At 47.6% G+C, this 26,559-nt stretch carries 22 protein-coding genes; 12 read left to right on the top strand and 10 right to left on the bottom strand.

Annotation, left to right across the window (positions count from 1 at the left end):
- The first annotated feature begins 82 nt into the window (after positions 1-82).
- From HNR50_RS06880 to HNR50_RS06860, 5 genes are all read left to right on the top strand, one after another.
- Positions 83-2,533, top strand: a complete 2,451-nt coding sequence (locus HNR50_RS06880; protein ID WP_184745214.1) for a beta-mannosidase — start codon at positions 83-85, stop codon at positions 2,531-2,533.
- 83 nt (positions 2,534-2,616) lie between these two features.
- The gene (locus HNR50_RS06875) at positions 2,617-3,252 is read left to right on the top strand and encodes a DJ-1/PfpI family protein (protein ID WP_184745212.1); all 636 of its coding nucleotides are present in this window, start codon (positions 2,617-2,619) and stop codon (positions 3,250-3,252) included.
- Positions 3,253-3,527: 275 nt separating this feature from the next.
- Entirely contained in the window at positions 3,528-6,044 is a 2,517-nt protein-coding gene (gene valS / locus HNR50_RS06870; protein ID WP_184745210.1) for a valine--tRNA ligase, read from the top strand.
- Between the two features lie 80 nt (positions 6,045-6,124).
- Positions 6,125-6,706, top strand: a complete 582-nt coding sequence (locus HNR50_RS06865) for a TetR/AcrR family transcriptional regulator (protein WP_184745208.1) — start codon at positions 6,125-6,127, stop codon at positions 6,704-6,706.
- Positions 6,703-8,472 carry an LpqB family beta-propeller domain-containing protein gene (locus tag HNR50_RS06860; RefSeq protein ID WP_184745206.1) on the top strand — a complete coding sequence of 590 codons (1,770 nt, stop codon included), beginning with the start codon at positions 6,703-6,705 and terminating at the stop codon, positions 8,470-8,472. The genes HNR50_RS06865 and HNR50_RS06860 overlap by 4 nt, the downstream gene beginning before the upstream one ends.
- Here the strand turns inward: HNR50_RS06860 and HNR50_RS06855 are convergent.
- Entirely contained in the window at positions 8,465-10,459 is a 1,995-nt protein-coding gene (locus tag HNR50_RS06855; RefSeq protein WP_184745204.1) for a hypothetical protein, read from the bottom strand. The genes HNR50_RS06860 and HNR50_RS06855 overlap by 8 nt on opposite strands.
- A 301-nt stretch (positions 10,460-10,760) precedes the next feature.
- Between HNR50_RS06855 and HNR50_RS06850 the strand changes: the two genes are divergently transcribed.
- Positions 10,761-11,735 (top strand): lysophospholipid acyltransferase family protein, encoded by a 975-nt coding sequence (locus HNR50_RS06850; RefSeq protein ID WP_184745203.1) that lies wholly within the window; start codon positions 10,761-10,763, stop codon positions 11,733-11,735.
- A gap of 14 nt (positions 11,736-11,749) precedes the next feature.
- Here the strand turns inward: HNR50_RS06850 and HNR50_RS06845 are convergent, their stop codons facing one another.
- Positions 11,750-12,895 (bottom strand): lysophospholipid acyltransferase family protein, encoded by a 1,146-nt coding sequence (locus tag HNR50_RS06845; protein ID WP_184745201.1) that lies wholly within the window; start codon positions 12,893-12,895, stop codon positions 11,750-11,752.
- Positions 12,888-13,553: an HAD family hydrolase gene (locus HNR50_RS06840; protein ID WP_184745199.1), complete on the bottom strand. Its 666-nt coding sequence runs from the start codon at positions 13,551-13,553 to the stop codon at positions 12,888-12,890. The genes HNR50_RS06845 and HNR50_RS06840 overlap by 8 nt, the downstream gene beginning before the upstream one ends.
- Before the next feature lie 108 nt (positions 13,554-13,661).
- Between HNR50_RS06840 and HNR50_RS06835 the strand changes: the two genes are divergently transcribed.
- Entirely contained in the window at positions 13,662-14,960 is a 1,299-nt protein-coding gene (locus tag HNR50_RS06835; protein WP_184745197.1) for a CapA family protein, read from the top strand.
- Between the two features lie 12 nt (positions 14,961-14,972).
- Entirely contained in the window at positions 14,973-17,288 is a 2,316-nt protein-coding gene (locus tag HNR50_RS06830) for an efflux RND transporter permease subunit (RefSeq protein ID WP_184745195.1), read from the top strand.
- A gap of 50 nt (positions 17,289-17,338) precedes the next feature.
- Here HNR50_RS06830 and HNR50_RS06825 read toward each other — a convergent pair whose 3' ends face one another.
- Positions 17,339-17,845, bottom strand: a complete 507-nt coding sequence (locus tag HNR50_RS06825) for a phosphoribosyltransferase (RefSeq protein WP_184745192.1) — start codon at positions 17,843-17,845, stop codon at positions 17,339-17,341.
- Between the two features lie 25 nt (positions 17,846-17,870).
- Positions 17,871-18,485: a 4'-phosphopantetheinyl transferase family protein gene (locus HNR50_RS06820; RefSeq protein ID WP_184745190.1), complete on the bottom strand. Its 615-nt coding sequence runs from the start codon at positions 18,483-18,485 to the stop codon at positions 17,871-17,873.
- A gap of 174 nt (positions 18,486-18,659) precedes the next feature.
- Between HNR50_RS06820 and fabF the strand changes: the two genes are divergently transcribed.
- The 4 genes from fabF to HNR50_RS06800 all read left to right on the top strand — a co-directional run bounded on the left by fabF (position 18,660) and on the right by HNR50_RS06800 (position 22,797).
- Entirely contained in the window at positions 18,660-19,916 is a 1,257-nt protein-coding gene (fabF, locus tag HNR50_RS06815) for a beta-ketoacyl-ACP synthase II (RefSeq protein WP_184745188.1), read from the top strand.
- Positions 19,917-20,023: 107 nt separating this feature from the next.
- Positions 20,024-20,593 carry a TetR/AcrR family transcriptional regulator gene (locus HNR50_RS06810; protein WP_184745186.1) on the top strand — a complete coding sequence of 190 codons (570 nt, stop codon included), beginning with the start codon at positions 20,024-20,026 and terminating at the stop codon, positions 20,591-20,593.
- Between the two features lie 10 nt (positions 20,594-20,603).
- Positions 20,604-21,587 (top strand): ketoacyl-ACP synthase III, encoded by a 984-nt coding sequence (locus HNR50_RS06805; RefSeq protein ID WP_184745184.1) that lies wholly within the window; start codon positions 20,604-20,606, stop codon positions 21,585-21,587.
- Between the two features lie 136 nt (positions 21,588-21,723).
- Positions 21,724-22,797, top strand: a complete 1,074-nt coding sequence (locus HNR50_RS06800; protein WP_184745182.1) for a sensor domain-containing diguanylate cyclase — start codon at positions 21,724-21,726, stop codon at positions 22,795-22,797.
- Positions 22,798-22,829: 32 nt separating this feature from the next.
- Here HNR50_RS06800 and HNR50_RS06795 read toward each other — a convergent pair whose 3' ends face one another.
- From HNR50_RS06795 to HNR50_RS06775, 5 genes are read right to left on the bottom strand one after another with little or no spacing between them, the layout of a single operon-like run.
- On the bottom strand, positions 22,830-23,357 hold the full coding sequence (locus tag HNR50_RS06795; protein WP_184745180.1) for an ApeI family dehydratase: 528 nt from the start codon (positions 23,355-23,357) through the stop codon (positions 22,830-22,832).
- Positions 23,358-24,617: an aminotransferase class I/II-fold pyridoxal phosphate-dependent enzyme gene (locus tag HNR50_RS06790; protein WP_184745178.1), complete on the bottom strand. Its 1,260-nt coding sequence runs from the start codon at positions 24,615-24,617 to the stop codon at positions 23,358-23,360. It abuts the gene before it with no gap.
- 18 nt (positions 24,618-24,635) lie between these two features.
- Entirely contained in the window at positions 24,636-24,881 is a 246-nt protein-coding gene (locus tag HNR50_RS06785; protein ID WP_184745176.1) for a phosphopantetheine-binding protein, read from the bottom strand.
- Between the two features lie 52 nt (positions 24,882-24,933).
- Entirely contained in the window at positions 24,934-25,749 is an 816-nt protein-coding gene (locus HNR50_RS06780; RefSeq protein ID WP_184745175.1) for an SDR family oxidoreductase, read from the bottom strand.
- A gap of 16 nt (positions 25,750-25,765) precedes the next feature.
- Positions 25,766-26,515 carry a polyketide synthase gene (locus HNR50_RS06775; RefSeq protein WP_184745173.1) on the bottom strand — a complete coding sequence of 250 codons (750 nt, stop codon included), beginning with the start codon at positions 26,513-26,515 and terminating at the stop codon, positions 25,766-25,768.
- Positions 26,516-26,559: the final 44 nt, after the last annotated feature.

Genomic DNA, 26,559 nt, shown 5'->3' with positions numbered 1-26,559 from the left:
CTATAAAATGTCAATATTTTTCCTATATTTATCAATTTTATTCCATCAATAATATAAACAGACAAATGAATGGAGATGAAATATGCATAAGCAAAGCCTTAACGGCCTATGGAAAATCACGTCACAGGATGGACAGTACAGCCTGACAAGCGAAGTGCCCGGATCTCTTTTTTATGCCCTTGAAGAAGACGGACAGCTTGGAGAGGGTCTTTTTTACAGAGAGAACAACCGCAAGGCTCTGCAGATAGCTGACAGGGATTTCCTCTGGGAGCGCACTTTTACCCTCAGCGGGGATTTTCTGAAATCGGAACAGATCCATCTGGTTGCCGAAGGACTGGATACGCTGGGGGAAATCAGCATAAACGGAAAGCACGTGGCGTCTACAGACAACATGCACCGCACATGGCGGTTCAATGTAGCCTCCTGTCTGAAACAGGGAGAAAACAGAATCTCGATCCTCTTCCGAAACTCCCTGGAATATATAAAGAAAGAGAAGGAGAGACGGGACCTCTATGCGGCGGACGGCGGCGGCCTGACTTCCGTACCGGGATTTAATATGATCCGCAAAAGCCACTGCAGCTACGGCTGGGACTGGGGTCCCATGGTTCCCGACGTGGGGATATGGAGGGATATCACACTGGTCTCCTATGACTCGGCCCGTCTGAAATCCGTCCATGTGACGCAAAACCATAGAGAGGGAGGAGTGAGGCTTTTCATCAAACCGGAAATCGAACGGTTCGCCGACTCTTCTCTGACTGTAAGAGCGGTGATAACCTCTCCCGACGGAAGAACATCGGGGTTCGAGGTGGATTCCGAAGGCTCTGAATATGAAGTTGCCAATCCCCGTCTGTGGTGGCCCAACGGCCTGGGAGACCAGCCTCTCTACCGGCTTGATTTCTTTCTGGAAGAGAAAGGCCGGGTCATCGATGATCAGACACAGAAGATCGGTCTTCGGACCCTGACCATAGAGCAGAAGAAAGACCAGTGGGGAGAGACATTCAACTTCAACTGCAACGGCGTCTCTCTTTTCGCCAGAGGCGGGAACTACATCCCCGAGGATATCTACCTCAACCGCAAAGGCCCCTACTCCACGGAGCAGCTTCTGGAGGACTGCCGGACCGCCAACTTCAACTGCGTCAGGGTCTGGGGCGGCGGAGTCTACCCATCGGATGACTTCTTCGATCTCTGCGACCGAAAAGGTCTGATCGTCTGGGAGGATATGATGTTCGCCTGTGCCGCCTATGATGTGAGCAACGATCATTTTCTGAACAACATTACAGAGGAAGTGAAGGACAATCTTATCAGAATCCGGCACCATGCCTCTCTCGGCCTGATCTGCGGCAACAACGAAATGGAAATGGCCTTCGAAGACTGGGGCATCAACCCCACAGGCCTGATGAGAACCGAATACCTGAAGCAGTACCAGTTCATCTTCCCCTCCATCGTTTCCGAGGTTTGCCCGGAACTCTTCTACTGGCCGGCGTCGCCGTCATCGGGGGGGGATTTTGTCGATCCCAACGATCCTGACCGCGGAGACTGTCATTTCTGGGAGGTCTGGCACGGAGCGAAAGATTTCTCCGAGTTCAAAAATCACTATTTCCGCTTCATGTCGGAATTCGGTTTCGAGTCATTTCCCTCGGAGAAAACCCTTGAGAGTTTTTCCGAACCGGAAGACAGGAATGTGTTTTCACCTGTCATGGAAGAGCACCAGAAATGCATCGACGGCAACGGGAGGATTCTCTACTACATTTCCAAATACTTCAAATATCCCAGGGATTTCTCCTCTCTGGTTTATATTTCGCAGATCAGTCAGCTCGAAGCCATTACCACGGGAATCAAACACTGGCGACGAAACAGAGGGCGCTGTATGGGGTCGACATACTGGCAGCTGAACGACAACTGGCCGGTAGCCTCATGGTCGAGTATCGATTATTACGGGAGATGGAAAGCCCTGCATTACGGCGCAAAAAGAGCCTATGACAACGTTCTTCTATCCCTCGACGGAAACGATCACTCTGTGGAAATTCATCTGTCAAACGAAGGTAATGAGAAAACCGAAGGGACTGTTTCCTGGAAACTGTTCTCCTTAAAAGGAGATCTGCTCGATTCGGGCAGCTGCCCGGCATCGGTTTCCCCCTTTTCCACCAGAATGATAGAGAAAAGGGACTTCTCTTCCGATACGATGGATCAAAAAGACCGCGATGTCTATCTGAGCGTCACCTATACCGACCGGAGCGGCCGGATTTACAGGGAATTCCACAATTTCGCCCCTTTCAAGTATCTCAATCTGCTGGCGCCGGAAATAAAAGCCTCAATTACCGAGAAAGACGATGACTTTGAAATCGAAGTGGTATCCCGCCGGCCGGCCCTTCACGTTGAGATCGATTTCGGGGCAATCGACACCGTCCTGAGTGACAATTTCTTCCATCTGGACAGCGGAATCCCCTGCAGGATTACAATGGCAAAAGGTTCAAACAGGGCGGAAGATCTGGAAAAGCAGATCCGGATCCGATCTCTATTCGACAGTTATTGAGCCTGCGGCACAGGGCCGAACCAAAGTTCGCACCGGAAACAGAGCTCCGCCGTCTATAATAAATGACGGAAAAGGGGGATACATTGAAAAAACGAATATCGGGTCTTTTGGCTCTTTTGTTCTTTACGGCTCTGCTTCCGGGCCGCGGATTATTTGACGGCGGCTCACCGGGGGTCTTGATTCTCGCAGCCGATGGTTTTGGATATAACTATTTCGACCTGAAAGAAGGGCTGGAGCGAAGAGGGATCGAAGTGGCGACGGTCGCACCGGGCAAGGTGATAAGATCCTGTTCCAACCGCGAACCCCGGCCCGTAGAAGCCGATTATGTGATCGGAGAATTTCCTCCGGGCGATTTTAAAAAGTGGGATGCCCTTATCATACCCTCGGGAGGTCATCACGAACTGCTCGGCCGAATGGAGTTGACGAGAAAATTCATTTCCGATGCATGGGATAAACATCTCATTATCGGCGGGATCTGTACAGGAGAGGCCGTCCTGGCCCGATGCGCCGGTCTCCTCGATGGAGTGACAGTCGCGCGCAACGGTTTTTTCTACAAAGAACTGTCCGAAGCCGGAGCCCTGATGTCCTATGACAGAGTGCATTTTGATCGCGGGATTCTCACAGGCTCCAACGGCGGAGGAAGAAACAGCGGTGGATACGAACTGGCTCCAACGGAACCTTTTATCGAAAGACTTGTTCTGGCATTATCAGAATCCTGAGCTCTATAGATAAAAAAACAGATTCTCAGAGGTTGATTAATTACATTCTCCTTATTACATTGAGAATCAAATGAATAGTTTACTTAACGCAAAAGTCACAGTCGTCGTCCTCGTCAACAACCTTCGGATTATTCCGGAAAGGGCGGCTGCGTTGTAAACGGCTATTTCAGCAATTACAGACCTGCACTTCCGGTGCAGGTCTTTTTTTTCGGGAAATTTTCCGGAATCAACCGATAGCGCCCGTATACAGATTAAAATTTTAAAGGAGTGAAAAGATGAAACACTTTGATTCGAAAGCAGCAGAAGAAAAATGGAGCCGTTTCTGGCAGGAACAGGGAACATACCGATTTGATGAGAACAGCAGCAGAGACGTCTTTTCCGTCGACACTCCTCCTCCCACGGTTTCGGGCTCTCTCCACATCGGCCATGTTTTCAGTTACACACACACGGATATCATATGCCGTTTCGAGCGGATGAGGGGTAAAAATGTTTTCTACCCCATCGGATGGGACGATAACGGCCTGCCGACCGAAAGGAGGGTTCAGAACTACTTCAATATCCAGTGCGATCCCTCCATCCCCTATGAAGAGGGCTTATCCTTTGAGAAAGCAGAGAGCAAAGCAGCGAAAAAGCGGTCGGAAAAAATCAGCCGGAAAAACTTCATAGAACACTGCCGTCGCCTCACTGCGGAGGACGAGGGAGTATTTAAAAACCTGTGGATGCGGAACGGCCTTTCTGTTGAATGGGAACGGGAATACTCAACCATCGATGCCGACTCCATGAAGGCCGCTCAGTTCAGCTTTATCGATCTCTACGGAAAAGGGCATTTATACAGCACCGCCGCACCGGTCATGTGGGATATCGATTTTGAGACGGCTGTAGCTCAGGCGGAAATAGAAGATCGGGAAGAAGAGAGCTACTATCACTTCATCAATTTTACCACCGAATCGGGGGAAACCATCAAAATCGCCACGACAAGACCGGAACTCCTTCCAGCCTGCGTGGGGATAACCGCCCATCCCGACGACGATCGCTACAGACATCTTTTCGGTAAACAGGCCCTGACGCCTCTGTTTCATGTTCCCGTGCCCATATTCCCCAGCCCTGAAGCCGATCCGGAAAAAGGAACCGGTATCCTGATGGTTTGTACTTTCGGAGATTCTATGGATGTGGAATGGTGGAAACGGGAGGAATTGCCTCTGAGACAGATAATCCATTCCGACGGGACGCTGACGGCTCCGCCCTTCGGTGAGGAAAACTGGCCTTCAGAGAATCCCGGATCAGCGAAGAAACACATGGAGGTTCTGGCGGGAAAATCGGTAAAGGCCGCAAGGAAGATCATTATCGATCTGCTTGAGGATAATGAAGAGGGAATCAACTATACAGCCGGCGATCCTCTTAAGACTGTTCATCCGGTTCGCTACTACGAAAAGGGGAAGCGGCCTCTTGAAATACTCTCATCCCGCCAGTGGTTTGTATCTCTGCTCGATAAAAAGGAAATGCTTCTCAAGGCGGGGGACGACCTCAAGTGGCACCCTGCCCATATGGGCAAGCGCTACCGGGACTGGACGGAAAATCTCAAATTCGACTGGTGCATCAGTCGGCAGAGATATTTCGGCGTGCCCATTCCCGCCTGGTACAGACTCGACAGAGATGGCCAGCCGGATTACAGCTCTCCCCTCCTTCCCGAAGTTGAGGCGCTCCCGGTTGATCCCGCATCGGACTGCCCTGAGGGGTATCATGAATCGCAGAGGGATGTGCCCGGAGGATTTGCGGCGGAAAAAGACATTTTCGATACCTGGTTTACCAGCTCCCTCACACCGCAGATCAGTGCGGGCTGGGGAAAAATACCGCTGTCCATACGTCCCCAGTCCCACGAAATTATCCGGACCTGGACCTTTTACACCATAGCCAAGTCCCTCCTTCACGAAAACTCCCTGCCCTGGCGGGATGTTCTCATCTCCGGCTGGATTCTGGACAGGGACAGGAAAAAGATGTCCAAGAGCAAAGGCAATGTCCTAACGCCCGAAGAGTGGTTCGATCGATACGGAGCCGACAGCATCAGGTACTGGGCCGCCGGCGCCAGATTGGGAACGGATACGGCTTTTGACGAGCAGGTTCTGAAAACGGGCCGGAAACTGGTAACGAAAATTTTCAATGCCGCTAAATTTGTTTTCTCATTTAATCTGCCCGACCGGCAGCCGATGAGGGAGCTGGATCTTTCCTTTGCAGCGTCTCTGGAGAATATGCTCTTCAGGACAACGGGTTATTTTGACTCCTATAACTTCTCCGGGGCTCTGGAGGAGATAGAATCATTTTTCTGGAATTCCTTCTGTGATGCCTATCTTGAACTTGTAAAAGGCCGTGCGAAAGAGGGGGACTATTCAGCCGTTTACACCCTGAGGGAATCTCTCATCAAACTGCTTAAGGCTTTAGCTCCCTTTCTCCCTTTCATAACGGAGGAGATGTGGCACCGGATACCTGACAGAGAAGCCGGCTGCAACAGCATACACAGGGAAAACTGGCCAGCGGGAGAAGAGAGATCGGCCGATGAAGTTGCCCTGTTTCAGCTGGCTGCCGCCTGTTTGCGGGAAGTCCACAGCCGGAAATCGGAAGCGGGAGTCTCACTGAAAACCCCGGTTGCCGAAGCAGAGTTCAGCCTTAACGGAAAAGACCGGATTCTCTTTCCTTTTCTTGAGGAAGATCTGAAACGGACAGGCTGGATCGAGAAAATCATCCTCCGGGATACCGACGGGGCGGACAAGCCTTCGTTGACAGCTGAATTCAAATAAAGATTTCCTTTGACAAAATAACAGGTGTTATTTTAAAATAAAATACATAATAACACCTGTTATTTTAATAAGGAGATTTCATGCCCAGAAACAGTGCGATAAACCGGGAAGCCGTTCTGCAGGCCGCCTTCGGGCTGGTCCGAAGGGAAGGCATCCACATGTTATCCGCCAGAAACACCGCAGCGGAATTAAACTGCTCGACGCAGCCCCTATACAACTATTTTTCCAATATTGCCGATCTGGAACAGGAGATCATAAAAAGATCCTATAGCCTCATGTCCGATCAGTATATGTCTGCATCTGCGGAAGATGACCCTTTTCTGGCCATGGGGCTGGGATATCTGGATTTCGCCGTCAGGGAACCGCAGCTCTTTTATCTTTTATATCTCTCGGGCAGAAACAAACCGGATTTTTCATCGGAAAATCAATCTGACGAAGAAGAGCAGCTTCTCGATATGATGTCCGCCGGAGAAGGCATGGGAGACTTCAGCAGAGGGGCTCTGAAAAATATCCATTCCAATATTTCGATCTATACCCACGGCCTGGCTCTGATTCTCTATCACGATCCGGATGCCTTCACAAGAGAGGAACTGACCGGAAAGCTTACGAGCGCGGCGGTGAGTTTCACCATGTATGAAAAGACAAAGGAGATGCCCCGATGAAAAAATATCTGTTGATCCTATTATCTGCCATGGTTCTGCTCAGCTTTTCCTGTTCGGAAAAAGACGAAGATCTGTCTCGATCCCGGACTCCGGTTGAAGACTCGCCGACCCTCCGGACCGAAGTTTCCGCTGTCCCGGCAAAACCGCCCCAAGGGGAAATACTCTTTTCCTCGGAGAGAGGCGGCGACAGAGACCTCTATATAGTCAACGCCGACGGAACGGATCTGCGTGTCATCCTCGACCTGCCCTCGATAGAAGGCCATGGCGACTGGGCTCCCGACGGAGACCGGATCGTCTTCTTTTCCGATCGCGACGGCAACAGGGAGCTCTATTCCATTTCCTATGCCGATCCGGAGAAAACGCTTCGCCGCCTGACTGACTCAAAAGGTAACGACCATCTGCCGGCATGGTCTCCCGACGGACAAAAAATCGCTTTCGTCTCGGAAAGAGACGGCAATCCCGAGATTTACATCATGAACAGCGACGGCACGGATCAGAAAAGGCTCACAGATGACCCCGGAAAAGATATGGCGCCGACCTGGTCTCCCGACGGGAGAACTCTCTACTATTCCACAGCCGGAGACAACGGGACCTGGCAACTCCGGTCGCTGGACCCCTCACAGCCCGGCAGCGAACCGGAGATCATATCGGAAGAGAACATCGGATACGCCGATGTCTCCCCCGACGGGTCGAGACTGGCCTGGCACAGCAACAGATCCGGTTCTTTCGCCATGTATATTTCGGGAACTGACGGATCGGATATCGAAGCCGTTGAAGGGGCTCCGGGTCAGACGGGCTGGATACCGGTCTGGTCCGCCGACGGCCGCTATCTCGCTTTTGACGGAGAAAGAGGTTACTCGACCGGAGAAATATATGTCAGGGATCTGGAAGAGGGCTCTCTCTACAGAGTCACCAATCACCGGTCTTCCGATTGGGGACCGGACTGGCGTCCCGTACCGCCGTCGAAAATCATTTACGATTCCAATTCCGGCGGGGACCGGGAAATTTATATTATCGATGAAAAGGGCCGGAATCGGGTGCAGCTGACAGATAATGATTGGGAGGACGGATTGCCCGGTTTTTCTCCCGACGGCCGACGGATCGTATTTTTCTCCGACAGAGACGGAGATGATGAAATCTTTATTATGAACGGTGACGGAACGGATCCTATCCAGCTGACCTCAAATGAATCAATGGACAGAGCGGCCAGCTGGTCTCCCTCGGGAGAGCGCATCGCCTTCATCTCCGACAGAGACGGGAACCAGGAAGTGTATATCATGGATCCCGATGGAAGCAATCAGATCCGCCTTACGGAAAATGGAGCCAGAGACTTCTGGCCTTCATGGTCCCCCGATGGAAAGACGCTGGCCTTTACGAGATACAGTACGACACAGGAAACCTGGTTTATCGATTTTTCAGAGAAAGGTGATCCGGGACTCCCCTATTTATTCCTCGAAGACTGCTCGAGATGCGAATTTTCCCCGGACGGCAGCGAAGTGGCTTTTTCCTCGCACAGGGATGGCAACTGGGAAATCTACACGATGAACAGAGATGGAACCGGGCTCAGGCGCATAACCAGATCGGGTAATGCCGATTGGGTCCCGACCTGGTCGCGCGACGGAAGAAGGCTTGTCTTTTCCAGCGAACGGAATTACAGCGCGAAAATTATTATTTTCGACAGAGACAAGGAAGAATTTACCACCGTTACTCCGGGACGGTTTCAGGACTGGCGCCCCATTTTCGTCCCGGAGATGTTATTCAATTGAGATCAAGGCCGGAAATATAATCTTTCAGCTTTTTATCGCCGTCCGACAGATCCTGCTGCTTCCGGTTGATTTCATTATTGATCTGCCGGATTTCCGATTCCTGTTCATCAAGCTGATCTGCATAGCGCGTATAGAGATCCGAATCCGTATCGAGAACTTTCATGTTCTCCCGGACTCGGTTCTGATCGCGCTCAAGACGGCTGATCCGGCTGTTTAATGATGAAAGTTCGTTTCTGACAGATTCGAGATGACTGAGAAGGGATGCTATTTCACTGAAAGCCTGTTTCATTGCCGGCGAGATGCCGTCCCACTGAATATAATAGTTGATATCGGCGAGTCTTAAATTCGCCAGGCTGTATTGCTGGGAGACGATGTATTCCTCGACAACAACGGCCGGTTTCTCCCAATTGTTCAATACAAACCGGTATTCCGAAGCGGTTTCCTCTGCGATCTCAGGGTTTTCTACGAGATCCCATCCTCTTTCTTTCCTGTGGATGATCAGCAGTTCTTTCTCCTCTCCACTGATTCTGTACTCTGTAACACGGCGGATTTTATCGGTGCGCTTCAGCAAACCGTCAACCATGACAAGGCTTTCAAGGCGCTGGGGGTCTTTCTCCTGAATTTTATCGACCTGAACCGAACCATGTACGGCATAGGTCAGCAATCTCTCTGAACCGGGAATCATTTCCGGCAGAAGCGCATCACCTCCGTAATACCGGCCTTCAGAAACGGTAACCGGTCCGGCCGCCCAGTGAGCCCCGGAGCCGTTGATAAGCCTGATGCCTTTGAAGACAATGTCATAGGACGGATCATAGAGCGCCAGCGTCTCGCCGGCTCCCTCAAGAGATATTATGGGAATCATGGCCGATGAGCGGCTATAGACAGTAACCGGCTGATTAACTGTATAACGGTAGAAATTCCCCGCGGAAAAGCCCGTGGCCTGAGCTTCGACCGGTGCCGGACTGTATGCTTCTTCGGCAAAGGCCAGCTCATCCTCACTATCCATCATGGCTCCGTATGCCGCTGATGGGGCAGCGCTTTTATAGGATTCGCTGGCCGCCCGTGGAGGAGCATAACCCCGGTCATATTCAGTCGGTCCCAGCGGCGCGGCCGCAGCAGTCTGGACCTGCTGTCTCTGAACATATCTCGGCGTGGCCAGATCCATGGTAAAGGCGTTTGGCTGCCCGGCCACAAAGCTGAGCTGAACATCTTTCCAGTCAACGCTGCCTGTGTTCTGGACAAGCGCCCAGCCTTCAAGAGCCGGAATCCCCTCATCATCGAGGTTGACCCGGTAACTCGTCTTCCAGAGCGGAACGGCGCGGATGTAACTGAGCCGGACGGTCCTCGTACCCTCTCCGCGGAAAGAGATCTTCAGAACCCGTGACGTCTTGACCCGGGATCTGGATATCAGGTCCAGAGCTGATAAGAGCTCGTCCTGGAGTACAGTATCATCAAACTTCAGACCCGATATTTCCGTAATGTCCACCGGCTCTATGCCTGAGACATTCATCAGATTGAGAATGACCTGCCTACCCTCCTGATTCTGAACGGTTTCGACACTGAAAATCCGCCCGTTCACCGTTTCATCTCCCGAGGAGACAGTCACCGATTCCCCCTGGGTGCGTTTCAGAAAATCGACCAGGGCCGGAGATCCCGAGGGATTCACCCTCATATCAGCCAGCGCCACAGCCAGAGGATTCTCGCTTTCAAAATTGATGGAATCGACGGTTCCTCCGTCAAGATCCTCCACTACCAGGCTTTTGAGAATGTCGTTGATATCATTCTGTTCCACTTCAAAAGACAGAATTTCATGGCCTGTTACAGTCGTTTCGTGCATCATCCAGGCCAGACCTGCTGTATAAAGCGTAACGGATTTAACGGGAAAGCGGTCTGGTTCTGTAATCCGATCCTGCGATCCTTCGCCCGCTGTCAATACGGGAGACCCCAGAGCAATAACTATCAAAAAAAACACATTCAACTTTTTCATGTTTATAGAATAAGTCAAATGTTGAACCTTTGCCATCAAAGATGATTGCGCAATTATTAAATAAAAACTTACCCACTGAATCTGGTATCTTTTAAACCGATCTTCTATTATTGTTATATAAGTGAATGAATATTCGCTGAAAGATAATGAAATCAGATGTATAAGTAGCATAGACTAATTTGTGTATACAGGACCTTCGCGGGTTGTTTTCTATAATATGATTCCCTATAATACGCAAAGCTTTTTTATGCTATTTTTTCGATATAAGGTAGGATAAATGTTTCCAGGAAAAAAAAATCCTTTGAGTTTTACACTCAGTCTTAGCAAATTTTTACAGGCAAGACTGAATGTCCTGATATTCAGATTTCTGCCCTTCCACACTTCGAGGCTCTACTTACTTTTCCTGGGTAAAATCTACTATAACTTAAAAAAGAAAGAAAAATCCCATATTAAAAATACATTGACCTATGTCTATAAGGACAGTCGCACTCCCGAAGAATTAAACAGAATCATCAGGGAAACATTCAGGGGAATTATCGCTCATTACCACGAGAAGCTCTTCATCGCCTATAACTATCTCCCCAATACTCTCAAATTCCTTCGGAAAAGCGTAAATCTGACAGGTGAAGAGGATTTTAAAGCCGCTCTGGATAAGGGTAAAGGGGTAATACTCGTTACGGCTCACTACGGCGCGGTCGAAGCTCTTCCGGGAGCCCTCGCCGTAAGAGGTTATCCCGTTACCATGATTCTCCGTTTTCAAACTCAGAGACTGAAGGAATCGCTCAACAGAAGAGCCGAACCCCTTGGCCTGGAACTGATGGACCTGGACGAAGGCAATGTGTTCATGCAGGCAGTCAACGCCTTGAAGAAAGGCAGAATTCTCATCACCGAATGTGACGAGTTTGATTCCTGGAGGACATCAAAAAATAACCCGGTAAGTTTTCTCGGAAAGGAATTCGACGGAGACAGAACTCTGGAGATCCTGCGCAAACGCTCCGGTTCGGCTGTCGCAACAGCTCTTATGCACAGAGAAGGCCAGAAGAAGTTCACAATGAACCTCAAAACCCTGATCACCGAAGAGGATGACAACCGTTCGGTCAGCCAGGCTGCCCTTTCGGTTCTCGATGAAGCTATCCACAAAACGCCCTATCAATGGTATCAATGGGCGGATTTCGGTGAAAAACTCGAAGCCGAAGAAGAGAGAAAAAAAAAGATCGAGAATGAGAAGGAAAAAGGGTTCTCTCAGACCATAGAAGAAAACACTGTTTCATTGTAATTCAGAGTATTACCCTATTTTTTCAACTCGTTGAGCAGATCGATCCATTTCACGGCATTTTTCCCGGAAAAGATGACTCGGTATCTCACCTTACCATAATCGAACTCGAAAGCATTATTGAAATTATCAATATAATGGGCAATCAGGGATACATTGAGAACCAGATCATCTCTTCCCTCAGAAGAGAAGACAACTCTGTCCCGGTATAGCTTCAAATCACCACGTCTTGGATCGATCATTTTGCGGTTTTCCAGTTCGCTGATTTCAATATCAATGGAACCGGTAATCATTTCCGTACCGGCCGATGAACATATCTCTGCGGTTTTCACTTTCTGCCAGTCATACCAGTCTTTAAGGTCCGTCCCCTGAACGCCTTCAGGATAAATTCTCAACGATCCGTCGAGAGTCCACCTTGACCGGCATTCGCCGCAGAGAATATCATCACCATCCCCCGCCAGAGAATCCTGTTTTCCGCAGGAGGGGCATATCCAGAGCAGCCTCTGTATGCCTGAAGCCAGATTCTCACCGGTAAAGACAACCCCCTGGTTGAGTGGATCCTTGATATCGTTCACATAAAGAAGTTCGGTTACTTTTTTCTCAAGCTCTTCCGCAGACATGGATTCCACATCTTCTTTAGTAATCGTGTAATAATCGATCTGTATTCTCCCCTGTCTCGGGTAGTCCGCCCAACGGGGAAAGGAAAGGTAGTTCCCCCGTTGGATCGCCAGGACGAGGGGAATCTTATACTTCGAGGCCAGAGCTGTCGAACCGGGGATAAAAGGAGCTGTTTCTCCATCCCAGCTCCTGTCGCCTTCGGGATAAATACCGACGGCTTCGCCTTCTTTCAGCAATTCAATGGTCTTTTTTATAGCGGCGAAGTCGGGAGCCCCCTTTTTCTTTCCGTAACAGGCGGCCAGATGGGAGAGGACGCGCTGCACATTGGAAACGCCGTCGATGTTCGCCATAAAGTGCACGGTATCGCCCAGCGCTCCCCCTGTAATGTAGGGATCATCCCCATGGGAATGGTTTCCCATAAAAATGTAGGGAGGATCGGGAAACTCACCGTGAAACACAGGCTGAACATTGTGAAATTTCCACAACCTCCTCGTTTTGAAGCTTTTGAGAATTTCCCATGTTAAATCCTGATACCACTTAGCCATTCAGTCCTCTCTCTTTTAAGAAATCTTCCATATCGGTAATAAAGCGGTCCCATTGATCCGGTCCCGCAATGTGGTAAAACATCATGCCTGCCTTTTTTGCCGCTTCTCCGTCGGTGTCCACGCGGTCGCCGACAACCAGGACTTTACCGGGAGAAACACCAAGTCGCGATGCGATTTCCAGCAGCGGTCTGGCCGAAGGCTTCAGGACCCCGTATTCCTCGCTGCCTGCCATAAAAGAAAAATACTTCTGTGGGATTTTAAGAGCGTGCAGCCTTTCCGGCACATAGGAATAATCGGAGAAAACAGCCATCGGTATAACGCCCTGAAGCTTTTCGAGCAGGGCAACTAGATTATTCCTGGCTTTATACTTCTTTTTAAGAGCCCTTATGAAGCGGGGATAGAACTTTTTCTGATACCAGTGCTCTATGGTGGACGTCCGGCGGCCGGCGGATCGGGCTATCTGCCTATAGAAAGTCTCATGAAATGCCTCTGAATTTTCAAAATCCACACCTTTCAGGGATTTTCTGAGCCGATTGGTCGCATGGAGAATCGGGATCTCTTTCCAGTGGCTTTTCAGGGTATTGAGAACGATATTTTTTTTATCGTACAGTGTTCCATCCAGATCAAAGATAAGGGCTTCAATATTGAGCATATTCATTATATCGACATTTTAGTATATAACCGCCTATGTGAGAATCACAAACAGCAAGTTTCTCTTTACTGAATGTTCATTCTTCTATATCTTCTACTGAGGATTAAATAAATAATGAAATATCTAATTATATCTTTATCAATCATTATACTGCTTATTCTCAACGCGAGAAAAAGGCCCAAACCGACTGAAAGCGATCTGAGCCATAAATTCTTTCCCTGGATGCAGCTTTATTATGCCAGCAAATATTTCTCTCCTGTAAAAAAAGCCGCCCGCCATTCGCGGCTGGAGGAATATTTCCGCAATATGAAGCCTCCGGTTAACAGAGAGCCTCTCGTTCAATCAGACGAAGTGAAACTTCATGCCGCGGGAGACCTCATGATCCGGACAGAAATCAGCCGGGGCAATCCGGAATTTCTCTGGAGCGAGATCGGCGAAACGCTTTTCGACAGCGATTTGACATTCGCCAATATGGAATTTGTTGTTAACGACAGCAATCCCATCGATAAAACCATTCGATTTTCCATGACGGAACAGCAAGCGGAAGTTATGCTGGGAGACCGGCGGTTCGGTCATTTCGATATCCTGTCGCTCGCCAACAATCATATAAACGACTCTCTCTACTCCGGAGTCAAATCAACCATGACATATCTGGATTCCAAAGGGATACTCCACACGGGCGCCAACAGTTCACCGGAAGATGTGGATAATTTTCCCATTGTCGAACGGAAGGGGATAAAAACAGCTTTTCTGGGCTACACATTTTCCACCAACGGAATTCCGCTGGAAAAAGACTGTCAGCATGCGACAAACCTCATCCGCTTCAATGCCTTAAAGGAATCGGAATACGATCCCTCTCTCATCTTCAGGCACATTGAGCTGGCGAAGCAGAGGGGAGCCGATATAATCGTAGCCTCGCTGCACTGGGGACTGGAGTTCGAGTATTATCCCCCGGAGCGAATAGTCCGGAGAGGACACGAGCTTCTGGAAAAAGGTATCGACATTATAGTGGGGCACCATCCCCACATTCTCAATCCATCGGAATGGTACAGAACATCTGACGGCCGGGATACTCTCTGCTTTTATTCCCTTAACGGACTGACTTCCCAGACTCTTCCCATTTCGGCTCAGAATACGGGGGAAATCGCGGAAATAATTCTTGAGAAAGGGATAAACAGCAAAGGCGAATCCATAACCAGAATAAAAGACGCCTCTCTCATACCGACCTATTTCATCCGTAAAAAGCGGGGCATGAGAAGCCGGCACAGAATCGTTCCCCTTTTCAAAATTATTGAAAAGTTGAATAATGGAGATTCGATAGAATATCTGAATCCGTGGAACAGAATCCAGTTGCGCTATGCCCATAGAGAATATGTAAAATATTTTCTGCAGGAAGCTTTCCACCGCAAATAGGACATCTCATTTATGTCAAGAAATGAACTTTTTTTCTATAAACTCGGTGAAAGCCTGGTCCGCTTCCGCTTTTTGATCATTGCAGCGATTCTGATAATGGGAGCCTTCGCATCGCTGGGACTGAAAGATCTCCGAACTTCCGTATCCATTTCCAATCTGTTTCTGGAAAATGATAAAGTCATCGTAGACCAGAAGGAATTCGATTCCATCTTCGGCAACAGCGATTTTGTCGGAGTGCTGGTGGAATCGGAAGATGTTTTTTCCCCCGAAACCATGAATCTGATCGAATCCCTCAGCCGTGATTTGACAAAAGAGGTCGAGTTCATTGACAGCGTGTCCTCGATTTTCAGCTTCGCCGACGGTCTGGACACACAGTCTCTGGAAGATTTGAGAGACAGCCTCGACATGAGGGAAAGCGTCAGGGGAGTTCTCTATTCAACGAATTACAAACAGGCCTGGATCTTATGCAGCCTGAAAACATATCCCTCAAAAGAGGAATGGACCGAAGACGACGACCCCTCGTTTATCGTAGGAAAAGAAGTTATGGCTATAATCGACCGGTACAGCGCCGACGGGGCTTCCCTTCTGGCGACGGGTATACCTGTGCTCGAATATAGAAAGACGATAGAGATGCTTCATGATCTGATTATCGTTATTGGTCTGGCTGCGCTGATTGCTCTGCTTCTGATTGTCTTTATCATCCGCTCATTCCAGGGAGTTCTGGGTGCCGTTCTGGTAATCGGCATATCCATAAGCAGCGTTTTCGGTGTTATGGGCTGGCGTCAGATGATTGTCGATACCACTTTTATGCTCATTCCCATACTTCTGTCCATAGCAGTTTCCATAGGCTATACCATACATGTTTTCAACTTCTTCAAAAGAAATCTGATTTTGACCGGCAGGCGGAAGGAATCGGTAGCATATGCCATAAAGGAAAGCGGTTGGCCGATAATGTTTACGGCTTTTACGACCATTTCGGCCCTCCTGTCCTTTTTGCTCGTCCCCATTAGCGCCATTCAATGGGTCGGTCTGGTTTCGGCGATAAGCATCTCCGTTGTATTTCTCATGGCCGTGGTACTTTTTCCCGCTTTCATCGCACTCGGCCAGGACAGACCGGACCTGCCGGAAAAGACGAAAGAGATCAGCGATACGAACCGGGGAATCGACAGGATAGAGATACTGATTGGCCGGTTCAGCGATTTCGTCATGACTCACGGGATTCACCTGTCAGTTATATTTATCCTGGTTCTCCTTATCTCTCTTTACGGAGCCACAAAGCTCCGGGTGGACTTGAATACCCGCAATATGATGGGCGATAAAATGCAGCACGCCATAGACCAGAACTATATATCCGATTCGGAAATCGGATTTACCAACGCCTACAACATAGCTCTGGAGTTTCCGGAGAATATGGCTTTAACTGAAGAAACGCTTAAGAAAGTGGATGAACTGACCGGTTTTATCAGCCGGTACGGGTTTATCAAGCAGGTTTCATCAATCAACAGCATCATTAAGGAAGTTAACCGCCTGAGACACCGGAACGACGGAGCTTTTTACAGCATTCCTGAAAAAGATTCCCAGATAAGAGGCCTCGTCATGTTCGCCAGGCGGTCGATGAGCGAGACGATGAATTCCTGGATCGACAGCGATAATAAGACATTGAGAATTCTGGTCCAGATATATGACGTCTCCACACTGGAAACATCTGCCCATCTGAAAGATCTGGAAAAGGAGATCGCAAGGCTTTTCCCCGAAGAGTCCTATCCCGGATTCCAGTATCTGCTGACCGGTGGAGTCATACAGCTGAGCATTATGAACCAGTATATTACCAAAGGACTGGTTCAGTCGGTCTTCTCGGCTCTCGTTGTCATCTCAATTATGATGATGATTGTTTTCCGGAATGTGAAACTGGGAATTATCGCAATGATACCCAACATCACGCCGGTTATAATTACCGGAGGCCTGATGGGCTTTATGGGTGAGCCTCTGGAGTTCGTGACCATGACAATCGCCCCTATGGTTATGGGACTGGCTGTTGATGACACCATTCACTTTATCAATCATGTGAAAACGGATTTCGGGCGAACGGGAAACTACGACAAATCGATCAGGAACTCATTCATCCGCGTCGGAAAAGCCCTGATTCTGGCCAACATAATCCTATGCGCCACTTTTGCGGCTTTCCTCACATCTGCAGTGCACAGCATGGTGAACATGGGAATCTATATGATCGTCGCTATGGTATCGGCTCTTATAGCGGATTTTACTGTCACGCCTTATATAATAAAATTAAGCCGCCCCTTCAAAGGGCAGCTTGAAACAATCTGAAGCTGAAAACAAAAGAAGAAATCCTGTTTCCGGCTTCCTAAGATAACGATTCAGCAGTTTTTGTCGTGTTCCAGGATATCATCGGCATCCCAGGGATAGCAGATCCATTTGTCTTCCATGGTTTCGCCGGCGAAATATCTTTTTACCTGAGGAGGGATGGCTCCCCTTTTCTCTTTATCTTTATTATGTACGACCACAACGGCAATCTCTTCCGGGTTATGGGTCAGAAGGGTCTCGAGGCAGTATCCGATTGTCGCTCTCGAATCATCGACTTCGTCAACCAGAAGCAGTTTTTTCCCTTTGAGTTTGGCATCAGCATCATCGATCCACTGAATGATATGGGGATGATCCATTAGATTATCATTGAGATCGTAATAAGCAATGCCCACAGTCAGGATAGGACGATTGATGTTGGTTTTCAGCATACGGGCGGGAATGAATCCCCCGGTTCCGATCGCTACGATATAATCGGGTTCAAATCCTGAGGCTTTGACCTGCTCTGCCAGATCCTTCATTGTCGAATGAATGCGGTTATATGATACGTAATACTTTTCCATGTCTCAGAATAATCTGTAAAGAGAATCAAGAAAAGTCCTTTGAGAGAAATTTCAAAAAATCCGCAGTTTCAGGAAGAGCCGGAACGGCCAGAGAGAGAAAAACTTCCTTTTTCACTTCCGTAGAGTAGAAAAACAGTTTCTCTCGTTTAAACCATGTATCGGAAAAATTTCCCGGAGCCGTTTCCGTCTCAAAATCCCGCCCGTACCAGATGGAACCGCCCAGGGCTTTGACATAAGCTTCCTTGAGACTCCATAGCTGAAAGAAATCACCGGGATTCCCCTTTTCCTTCAGAATTCCATATTCCCGGTCAGTCATGACCGAACGAAGCGCATCGTCATATTTAACAAGGCTTTTTACGGACTGTATATCCACGCCGCAGTAATCGAAAGAAGTAACCAGAATGGCATACAGATCTTCGCAGTGGCTGAGGTTGTAGCTGAAAGGAAGGTCCTTTATATAAGGTTTCCCATGTTCGTTTTTTCTCAGTAACGAGGGAGAATAGCCCCTAATGAGATGCTGAAGCATGAAATCAGCGAAATTCCGGCTTAAAGAGGAATTATTCATATTATCGCCGGGGACGATTTCTCTTATTTCCGCTTCCGAAGCGAGCCATAGCTCGAACAATTCTCTTTCTGGCATATATTTACCTCCGCGGAAGAAAATCGGCAATTTAGTGATTCCATTTGGTTGACATGGGAGACAACAGTCTTGACAATCGCCTTTCATCAGGGTTGAATATAGAAGTTTGAAAATATCGATCTTCTATGTTCGTAATTGATAATCAATATATAAAAAGGAATTACTATGGGCAATATGGGCAGCAACTTTTTGCAGAGAAGAGTTGTGGTTACAGGATTGGGAACAGTCAATCCGATAGGAAATGATGTTAAAGAGTACTGGGACAACCTGGAAAAAGGCAAGTCCGGAACGAGAAAAATCCAGAATTTTGATATCGGAGATTATGAGATTCAAATAGCGGCCGAGCTGGATCTCCCCGATCTTCAACCCTATTTCTCATCAAGGAAAATGATTAGGCGGATCGACCGCTATATGATATTCTCCCATGTGGCTGGAATGCAGGCTCTGAGAGATTCCGGCCTCGATGTTAATATAAACCCCGAAAGATACGGAACGCTGATCGGTACCGGTGCCGGCGGGGTAAACTCCCATGTGAATACGATAAGACAATTTGATACAAAGGGAATGAGTTCTACATCTCCTTTTTATATAATCGGCTGTATTCCCAATACGGGCAGCGCATTTTTCGCGCAGGAAGCAGGATTAAAGGGACCTTCCTTCTCTCTCAATTCGGCTTGTTCAACGGGAAACCACGCTTTCGGCGTCGCGGCGTCGCTTATCAAAATGGGTATGGCCGATGTCATGTTCGCCGGCGGTTCGGAATCGGCCGTTAACGAAGCGGGCATATCCGCTTTCGGAAATATCGGAGCCCTTTCAAACAGAAACGATTCACCGGAAACAGCAAGCCGTCCTTTCGATAAAGACAGAAACGGTTTTATTCTCGGAGAAGGCGCGGGAGTTCTATGTCTTGAAGAACTGGAACACGCTAAAGCCAGAGGGGCAAAGATCTATGGAGAACTGACCGGATACGGCTTCTCCTGTGATGCCCATGACCTGGTAGCGCCTCATCCGGAAGCGGAAGGGGCTGTACGGGCTATGAAGATGGCCATTGAAGAAGCGGGTATCACCTCCGATGAAGTCGGTCTCGTCAACTGTCACGGGACATCAACTCCACTTGGAGACCAGATAGAATCCATTGCCATCAATAAAGTGATGGGAGATTGGGGAGACAAGATTCCCGTACACAGCACCAAATCCATGGTAGGACACCTCCTGGGAGGCGCCAGCGCCGTTGAAGCAGTTGCAGATATGCGGGTTTTTGTAGACGGAACTGTACATCCGACAATAAATGTCTTCGAACTTGATCCTGAAATATATCTCAATGTCATAACCGAAACATACAAAGATAATTCAATCGATCACATACTATCAAATTCCTTCGGATTCGGCGGCCAGAACGCCGCAGTCGTATTCTCGCGATATAAAGACTGATCATAATCACAGGAAAGACTAAAGGCCGGATTATATCCGGTCTTTTTTTTGTATTTACCTCAATGGAATTTGACATTCTACCTACTAGTAGGTAGAATTGTTTCATAATGCAGAACCGAACGACAAAATCGTTAATAGTAAAAACGGCGGAAGAGCTGATTCTCTCTTACGGATATCAGGGATTCAGCTACAACGATATCGCTTCAGCCATTAACATAAGAAAAGCCAGCATCCATTACCATTTCCCCAAAAAAGAAGATCTGGGGATAGCTTTCATCAGAAAATACAGCCGGCTGTTTTCTCTATGGGGAAAACGTCTCGGGTCGATCAGCAACAAAGAAAAGCTGATTGCCTTCTGCAGAATGTATGGTTCGCTTTCCAACGGCTGTACCAGAATCTGTCCCATAGGAATGGTCGCCGCTGATTATCACAGCATGCCCGAAGGAATTCGGGAACACTCTCAACGTTTGATAGCACAGGTAGAAGAATGGCTTACCGACCTCGTCGAAAAAGGAAAGGAAGCCGGAGAATTCCGACAGTATCTCAGCAGTTCCGATACGGCCCGTCATATGATCTACGTCATGTCAGGTTCATTGAAAATGGCCCGAATATTCAAGGAACCGGGAAGAATCAAGAGAGCGGAAAAAGACCTGGTCTTTCATATCTGCAACGAATAAGGAGAAAATATTGAATTTTATTTCAAGAGCACGAATATCTGCAATCGGATCTTATGTCCCTGAAAGAATCCTGTCTAACAAGGATCTGGAAAAAATGGTGGATACCTCTGATGAGTGGATCGTCCAGAGAACAGGAATCAGAGAGAGAAGAATTGCCGGAGAAGAGGAATATGTTTCCGATATGGCTGTCAAAGCCGTGGAAGACCTTGTTTCCCGCTTCTCAGTTGATATAAATGAAATTGACCTGATAATCGTGGCCACAATTACCCCTGACTATATCACACCCAGTGTTTCCTCAGTTGTCCATGGAAGAATGAATTTCCCCGAAACGACCGGTGTTCTTGATCTGAATGCGGCCTGTTCAGGCTTTGTTTACGCCCTTCAGGTTGCCAATTCCATGATAACGACCGGTCAAAACAATAAAGTGCTGGTTATATCTTCGGAAGTTCTATCGAAAATAACAGATTATACCGACAGAAACACCTGCATACTTTTTGGCGATGGTGCCGGTGCGGTCCTTGTCGAAAGAGACAATGAAAACCCCGGATTCTTTGCGGCTTATTACGGGTCACAGGGAAAATCGGGAAATAAGCTCTATTGCACAGGGCTTGCGGGAAAAATAGAAAAAGAAGAAGCCGAGAAAGTCAATTACCTGTATCAGGACGGCAGAGCCGTATATACCTTTGTTATACGAACAGTGCCGGCAAGCGTAAAAGCCATGATGGAAAACTCGGGAATGACCACAGATGAAATCGACTGGTTTGTACCCCATAGCGCCAATCTCAGAATGATACATTCCATAGGCGAGAAAATCGGTTTCACCCCGGAAAAGACACTGACGAGTCTGGAATACTTCGGCAATACATCATCGGTAACCATACCCCTGGCTCTCTCTGAAGCGGAAAAAGCCGGCAAGCTGAAGAAGGGTCAGAAGATTCTCCTTTACGGCTTCGGAGGCGGGTTAACCCACTCGGGACTGATATTAGAGTGGTAAAATAAACCGTACTGCTATATACTGAAAGAAATTGTTTCTGAGGCTGGTTTTACATCATATGAATATCAGTACGGTTTTATTCTATACAATTATTATCTCGCTATTACTCCTATTGACGTCTATTATTTTTTTGATATTGAAATATCGCAAAAGCAATAATCTCTATAACAAATCCATCGAAGAAAGACAAAAACTCGAAAAATTGAATCATTCAATGCTCGATATTACCCAGGCAGTCGTCGGGACAGAAAATCCCGAAGAGTTGTACAAACTGATACTGGCCAAAGTTATTGACTTCATACCCGGTGCCAATGTCGGCAGTATAATGATTAAGAATGATCAGGGATTGTACGAATGCTCGGTTCATCAGGGCTTTGACGATGAGAAGATAAAGGATTTTCAAATTCCCCTGGAAGAAACCATCATCTGGAAATACACAGGCGGACATATAACCAAATCCGAGATAATAGATGATGTATCCCTAATCAAAAACCTGGAACTGAAGCCCTTAACTGTTGACCCCGAAGAGTGGTCGATACGGTCAACCATAGCCGTCCCCTTGATACTCAGCGGCGAAGTAGCCGGAATACTGCACATAGACAGCAGAGAGCTGAAAGCTTTTTCAAGTGAAGACCTGAAATCGATGGAATACATAAGGAGCAATCTGGAAATCGCTTTGCAAAAATTCCAGTTATACCGCAATATGGTTCTCCTGTCCCGCTATGACAGCCTCACAAATGCCTATAACAGAAACTACTTTATGGAGCAGTTTGAAACCGTTCTGAACAAATCTGAAAGATATAAGGAAAAATTCTCATTAATTATATTCGATATTGACGATCTGAAGAAAGTGAATGACACATTCGGTCACATGGCCGGAGATCTAGTTCTGAAAAAATTCTCCGAGACGACAAGAAATAAAATCAGAAAAACCGATACATTCGCCCGTTGGGGCGGAGACGAATTCATGGCCATATTCTACGACATTACTGACGAAGAAATTGCTGAAAAAATAAGTGAAATCCGCCAGACGCTCGACATAAACCCGGTTATTACCACATCGGACAATTTCTCCGTATCATTCAGCTACGGACATGCCTTCTTCCCCGTCGAAGGTGAAAGCTTCGACCAGCTCCTGAAAACCGCCGACAACCGCATGTATGTCAACAAACGCAAAAAAAGAAAAGAATCCTCACCGGAAGAAAAATAAGCAGTCGACGCAGAGATTGGGTCAAAGACGGCCTACAGGAAGCAGACCTCGGAAATAGAGACACAGGCAACTGCTCCGTCTTCATTGATAACCTGACCTATAACCTTACCGAAATAGCCGTCATGCTCAAGCAGCTGCGCCACAATGCGCACAGTCTTACCGGGGATGACAGGCTGCAGATAATATGCCCCGACAACTCTTGTAGCCCTGATCGGGGTTATCTCGGGATTTCCCGAAATTCGGGTAACATTATTGGACAGAAAATAATTCATGCAGAGACCAAGCTGTCCGGTCATTTCAATCTGCATGCATCCGGGATAAACGGGGAAATCGGGAAAATGTCCTTTAAAAAGAGGCAGTTCCGGATCGATATAAGCTTCTCCGGCAATGATCTTCTCTTCCGGATCGAGACCGATCAGCCTGTCGACCAGAAGAAAAGGATCCCTGTGTGGAACAATCTTCTCGATATCTGTCTTTTCATAAGAAAACCGAACCGGAAGATTTTCCGGTTCGGCAATTAGTTTCTTTCGTTTTTTTCTAAGAAGCTGATCGTAATCCACTTAAGATTTCATGTCCTTTACGATAACATCTTCGATAATGCTCAGTGTTGTATCCATTTCCTCCTGAGTCAGCTGACTGGAAACAGACATTCTGAATCTTCTGGAATGGGCCGGTACGGCGGGGAAGTCTACAGGCTGAAGGAAAAGTCCCGCTTTCTGCATCTTCTCGGCATAGGACATGAGCTTTTCACCGGAGTTTCCGATGATTATGGGAATAACCTGCGATTCTGTCCCGCCCAGATCGAGATTCATATCGAGAAGGTTTTTCTTCATGTATCTCGTGTTTTCCCACATTTTATCTCTCAGCGAGGAATCTCTGGTTGCAACTTCCAGTGCCTTGATCAATCCGCCCGAAACAGCAGGAGACGGGGCGCAGGAGAAGTTCCAGGGAGAGGAGTAACCTTTCAGATATCTTATAAGGTCTTTATTGGCACAAATGAAACCACCGACTCCACCGAAGGACTTGCTGAGCGTTCCAAAGGAAACACCGACTCTGTCCTCCACGCCGAAGTGCTCGGCGACACCCCGTCCGTTCTCTCCGAACATCAGTGTCGAGTGGGCTTCATCGATAAAGATACCGGCGCCGTACTGTTCGGCAAGGTCACAGATTTCCGGCATTTTCGCCAGATCTCCGTCCATGGAATAGACACCTTCGACGACGACAAGGGTTCTCTTGCCTTTTGCTTTTTCCAGCATCATCTGGAGAGATTCCATATCATTATGGGCGAAGAAAAGCATCTTGGCTCCGGAAAGAGTACCTCCGTCGACGAGAGACCTGTGGCATTTCTCATCCATAACGAGATAGTCGCCTTTTCGCATCATCCCCTGAATGGCTCCGACATTTCCGCCAAAGCCGCTGGAATAGAGGATACAATCCTCTTTCTGTTTGAATTCCGCCAGTTTTCTGGCGAATTCCGTGTGTATATCAAGTGTTCCCGAAAGCAAAGGAGCTCCCGATGACCCTAAACCATACTTTTCCAATGCTTCTTTAGCAGCCTGAACTACTTCAGGATGAGTGGAAAGACCGAGATAGTTATAGGATGTAAGGTTGATAATCTTTCTTCTCTTACCGTCGAGATTACTCAGAATTTCTGTGGAAACTCTGGGTGCGTCGAGCAGTTCCTGCTCAAAGAAGCTGAAACTGTGTTTTACAACGGGGTTATTGATCCATTCGGAAAAGTCATCCGGAGGAGACAGAACGTCGGGATTATCATTGTAAAAAAAGTCAGCAAGACTGAAATTCAGTATATTGTTTGCCACGGTAGCCCCTTTATTTTCTTACGCTTCAGCGTGTTCCAGGAATTTATCAGCAAGCTGATCGATGTTTTCGATGTCGGCCAGTTCAGCACGGGGAACTTTGATGTTAAGTTCTCTCATGGAACAGGAAACAACTTCGATCATATCGAGACTGTTTGCACCGTAATCTTTCATGGACTTCATGGGATCGATTGTCTCGTTCTCCAGATCATCCAGATTCTCTTTGATATTTTCTGCAATTACTTCAATGATTTTTTCTTTAGTCATAACTTTTTCTCCTGTTATTTTATCTCCATCCACAATGGAGGTTTTTACTTTTCTATTTACCAAGCTTTGTCTTAAGATACCGCATCATGGAATTATCCTGATAGGGAAATCCGTAGTCCACATTAATTATCTGCCCGTTCATGGCATTCATAAGACCGCTGCACATGGCGAATACCGAATCGGCACACTCTTCGGGAGTCAGGAACATGGATTCCTCGATTCCGTCCTTAGCCATGAACTCGAAAAACTCTTCACCGAAAATCTGGTTGAAGGAATCGGTTTTCACTGTGCCGAAGCGAATGGCATTGACAGTACTGCCCTTTCCCTCATTAAAGAGATGAACAGACATATACTTCGTAAGGAATTCAAGCAGCGATTTGGAAGCCGCCACATAGTCATATCCCTGATAGAAGTGATCAGGCCCGTCACTGGAAATGGCCAGAACTTTTTCCGGATATTCTCCGAATACAGCTTTAATCTGCTGCGTATAGTCAACGAGAGGCCAGGTACTGTAATCGAGTGTTTTATAAAGTGATCTTTTTTTGTATTCCTCAAGAGACTTGGGACTCTGGGCAAAACCTACGTTGCTTATAAAAACATCGAGCTTTTCCTCTTTTTCCCTGATTGTCTCCATAACAAGTTTCGTGTCTTCGGGAATGGAAACATCGGCCTGTATGAACACAGGCTCCACGGACGCACCTTCCTTTATAAAATCCGCTTTTATGCTTTCCATATCAGCAGATCCCCATTTATAGGTGAGGTATGTCGATGCGCCGGCTTTAGCCAGTTTCAGAGCACTGGCCAGACCGATACCTTTTGTCCCGCCGGTAATTAATACAGACTTTCCGCTTAAATCAATCTGAATCATTTTCTTCCTGTACTATTTAATCAGCATAAAAGCTGTTTATTCTTTCTTTCGTTTCGGGATAGGCGAAGCTCAATTTGTGCATCATATCCTCCTGAAGCCTGGCGTCAACAAGAAGCTTCTTCTTTTTGGCGCTTAAAGTGTACTTCAGAAGATTAACCGATTTTACATTCTTCTCACTTATTTGTAAAGCAATGTCCAGGGCCTTGGCCAGTACATCCTTTTTAGGGACGATATAATTGATGTTGGTTCCTTTTTGAGCCAGTTCGCTTCCTTTGAACCGTTTTCCCGTGAACATCATCTCGTTTGCGATAAAATCACCCATCAGCCCCTGAAGAAGAGTTGTCGTTCCCATTCCGGGAGTGAATCCCATATTCATGAAAACAGCACCATACCGGCTTTCCCTTGCGGCAATGACAATATCGGAACAGAGCGCCAGAACCAGTCCGCCACCCATGGCATGTCCTTCCATTGCGGCAATAACGGGATATTCCGTATTGACCAGTCTTTCAGACATAAGCAGATCCTTGACGTCTATTTTGCCATTGCTGAGATCGATAAGTGTGTCTTTTTCAGCTCCGGCACAGAATACAGAATCAAGGCCGGAAAGAATGAGACAATGCGGCTTGTAGTTAGCTTCAAGCTCATCCATTGTTTCCAGGAATCCCCTGATAAAATCATTTGAGAATATATTTTTGTTTTCCACATCATTCATTTTCAGATGGGCAATATTGTTTTCGTCCACATGGAGCTGCATATTATCAGCCACTGTTTGCTCCTTCGGCAGCATAGGCGCGCAGTAAGCGCAGCTTA

This window comes from Spirochaeta isovalerica, assembly GCF_014207565.1.
GTDB classification, from domain to species: domain Bacteria; phylum Spirochaetota; class Spirochaetia; order DSM-2461; family DSM-2461; genus Spirochaeta_F; species Spirochaeta_F isovalerica.
Note: the sequence above shows the minus strand (reverse complement) of the source record. Positions and strands in the feature narration are given on the sequence as shown.